Genomic DNA, 3,013 nt, shown 5'->3' with positions numbered 1-3,013 from the left:
GATCAGCACGTCGGGCCGCGGGATCTTGCCGCCCTCGGGCAGCGCGTTGAAGCCGCGGATCGCGGCCGCGACCTGCTCGGCCGAGCCGTCGCCCTGCACCTTCACCGGCCACACCAGCACGCGGCGGGGAAAACGGTCCTCCAGCCTATGCAGGATGTCGCGGATCACCGCGCCGGTCGGCGAGGTCACGACGCCGATCACCTCCGGCAGCCACGGCAGCAGCTGCTTGCGCGCCTCGTCGAACAGGCCTTCGGCGGCGAGCTTCTTCTTGCGCTCCTCCATCAGCGCCATCAGCGCGCCGATGCCGGCCGGCTCCAGCGCCTCGATCACGATCTGGTATTTCGAGGAGCCCGGATAGGTCGTCAGCTTGCCGGTGGCGATCACCTCGAGCCCCTCCTGGGGCTTGAAGCGCATCCGCCCGTGCACGCCCTTCCAGATCACCGCCTCGATCTTGGCGCTCTCGTCCTTGAGCGCGAAATAGCAATGCCCGGAGGAATGGGCGCCGCGAAAGCCCGAGATCTCGCCGCGGACCCGGACATGGCCATAGGTGTCCTCCACCGTCCGCTTCAGGGACTGCGACAGCTCGGAGACGGTGAATTCGAACGCGTTGTTGAGTTGTTCCGCAGGCGGCATCGGCAAACGATTCGGGGTTCTGGGGTTGAGGGCGACGTTAGGGATTTTCGCCAGCCGGCGCCAATCGATTCGACGAGTGCGGAACCGCTCTGGGGACGGCTGCTTGACTCGCCTTGTATTTCATATATGAAAGTTAAAAATCATATATGAACAAAGAGAGGAAGCGGACCCGATGACCGTGGCCGATCCCGACGATCCAGCTCGACGCATGTTTGCGCAGTACCGGCTCAAGCCGAACAGCGGGGTCAATCCGCCCTATTCACCGGCCTATCCCGTCGAGTGGGGCTGCACCCTGCGGACTGTCGAGATCATGACCCGCGTCGCGCCGGGCAAGGTCGCTTCCCTGCTTGCCGACACGCCGTTCGAGATCGCCAGCGATCGCGTCGCCTTCCGCTTCATGCGTTCGCCCGGCCACTCCCTGGCGGTCCACGCGGGCGAGATGTTCGACCTGATGATCTCGGTGCCTGTCCGCTACAAGGGGCTGTTCACCGAGACGCACATCTTCATGTACTGCAGCGATCCCATGGGGATCTGCGCCGGGCGCGAGGTGTTCGGCTACACCAAGAAGGACGCGCACTACGCCTTCGACGAGCACGCCGATGGATCGATCACCGGATGGGTCCGGCGCCGCGGCATTCCGCTGGCCGATTTCGCCTTCACGCCGGATGCATCCGCACCCGTCGTCCGCATCGTCGATGGCGACGAACTGCCGGCAGGCGAAATCCACGTGCGTCGCCTGCCGCATCCCGAGCGCCTCGGCATCGCCTATGCGGACATCGCCTATCGCCGCACGCCGTTGAAATACTCGAAGCCATTGCCGGGCCGTGCCGCGATGACGCTGCACGCCAGCGAGTACGATCCGATTGCCGATCTCGAGCCGGAAATTCTCGGCGCGCATTTCATGGTGTCGGAGGTCTATGGCGGCGGATTCGAGGTCGAGGACCGGCGGCTCATCGAGCGGCTCATTCCCTGACGACAAGATCAGCCTGCGCGCGATGTACGTGCGGGCGGCGAAGCGGGAAGAAACACGCACGAGGCAAAGGAGGGATTCGACATGGAAGGACGATTTCGGGTGAGCCGCCGCCGGCTGCTGGCCGGCGCCGGCGGATTGGCGCTGGGCATGACGGGCCTCGGCGCACGGGCCCAGGAGACGAAACCGCTCCGCATCGGCGTGCTGACGGACATGTCCAGCCTCTATGCCGATGTCACCGGCCCGGGCTCGCTGCTGGCGGCGAAAATGGCGGTCGAGGATTTCCAGGCTTCCGGTCCGAAGATGACCCGGCCGATCGAGATCATCAGCGGCGATCACATGAACAAGGCCGATGTAGGCGCCAACATCGCGCGCGAATGGATCGATCGCCAGGGGGTCGATGTCATCGTCGACGCGCCGAATTCCGCTGTCGCACTCGCGGTCCGCAACATCGTGCAGCAGAACAACAAGACGCTGCTGGTGTCCGGCGCCTCGTCGTCGGACCTGACCGGCAAGTCCTGCTCGCCCAATCTCGTGCACTGGACCTACGATACCTACGCGCTCTCGTCGGGCGTCGCGCGCGCCGTCGTCGAGAGCGGCGGCAAGAGCTGGTTCCTGCTCACGGCGGACTATGCCTTCGGCCATGCCATGGAAGGCGACATCAAGAACGTCGTGCAGAAATCCGGCGGCAAGGTTCTCGGCGGGGTCCGCACGCCGATCAACACGCAGGACTTCTCCTCCTTCCTGCTGCAGGCCCAGTCGTCGAAGGCGGAGATCATCGCGTTGATCAATGCCGGCGGCGACACCATCAACTCCATCAAGCAGGCGGTCGAGTTCGGCATTCCGCAAGGTGGTCAGCGCGTCGTCGCGACGGTGCTGTATCTCAGCGACGTGCATTCGCTCGGCCTCAAGATCGCGCAGGGCCTGCAGTTCACCGAATCCTTCTACTGGGATCTGAATGACGACACGCGCGCCTGGACGAAGCGCTTCGCGCCGCGCAACAACGGCCGCTATCCCACCGCGCTGCATGCGGGCGCCTATGCCACGACGCTGCACTACCTCAAGGCCGTCGATGCGCTCGGGGCCTCCAGCGACGGCAAGGCGGTGGTCGAGCAGATGAAGAAGCTGCCGACCGATGATCCCCTGTTCGGCAAGGGCAGCGTGCGCGCCGACGGTCGCAAGCTGCACAACATGTACCTGTTCGAGGTGAAGACCCCCGAAGCTTCCAAATATCCCTGGGACTATTACAAGCTGGTCAAGACCATTGCGCCGTCCGAGGCGTGGCGGCCTCTGGCGGATGGCGGCTGCGAGTTCCTGAAGTCGTGACCGAGAGTGACCGGCCGCCGGTCGCGCTGGTCACCGGCGGCGGGGGCGATATCGGGCGCGCGATTGCGCTGAAGCTGGCGCGGG

Annotated in this window: 3 protein-coding genes; 2 read left to right on the top strand and 1 reads right to left on the bottom strand. The window is 65.0% G+C overall.

Annotation, left to right across the window (positions count from 1 at the left end; all coding sequences use genetic code 11):
• Positions 1 to 633: exodeoxyribonuclease VII large subunit (xseA, locus tag JHD07_RS36660; protein WP_291631058.1), on the bottom strand; the 633-nt coding region annotated here is incomplete at its 3' end.
• A 172-nt stretch (positions 634 to 805) separates the two neighbouring features.
• Here xseA and JHD07_RS36655 point away from each other — a divergent pair.
• Together JHD07_RS36655 and JHD07_RS36650 are read left to right on the top strand one after the other, a co-directional pair.
• Positions 806 to 1,606 carry an acetoacetate decarboxylase family protein gene (locus JHD07_RS36655; protein WP_291631057.1) on the top strand — a complete coding sequence of 267 codons (801 nt, stop codon included), beginning with the start codon at positions 806 to 808 and terminating at the stop codon, positions 1,604 to 1,606.
• Between the two features lie 147 nt (positions 1,607 to 1,753).
• On the top strand, positions 1,754 to 2,929 hold the full coding sequence (locus JHD07_RS36650) for an ABC transporter substrate-binding protein (RefSeq protein WP_291631060.1): 1,176 nt from the start codon (positions 1,754 to 1,756) through the stop codon (positions 2,927 to 2,929).
• The last annotated feature ends 84 nt before the right edge of the window (positions 2,930 to 3,013 follow it).

Source organism: Bradyrhizobium sp. (assembly GCF_016462955.1).
Taxonomy (GTDB): domain Bacteria; phylum Pseudomonadota; class Alphaproteobacteria; order Rhizobiales; family Xanthobacteraceae; genus Bradyrhizobium.
The sequence above is the reverse complement of the archived record's forward strand: the minus strand, read 5'-3'. Positions and strand labels throughout refer to the sequence as shown.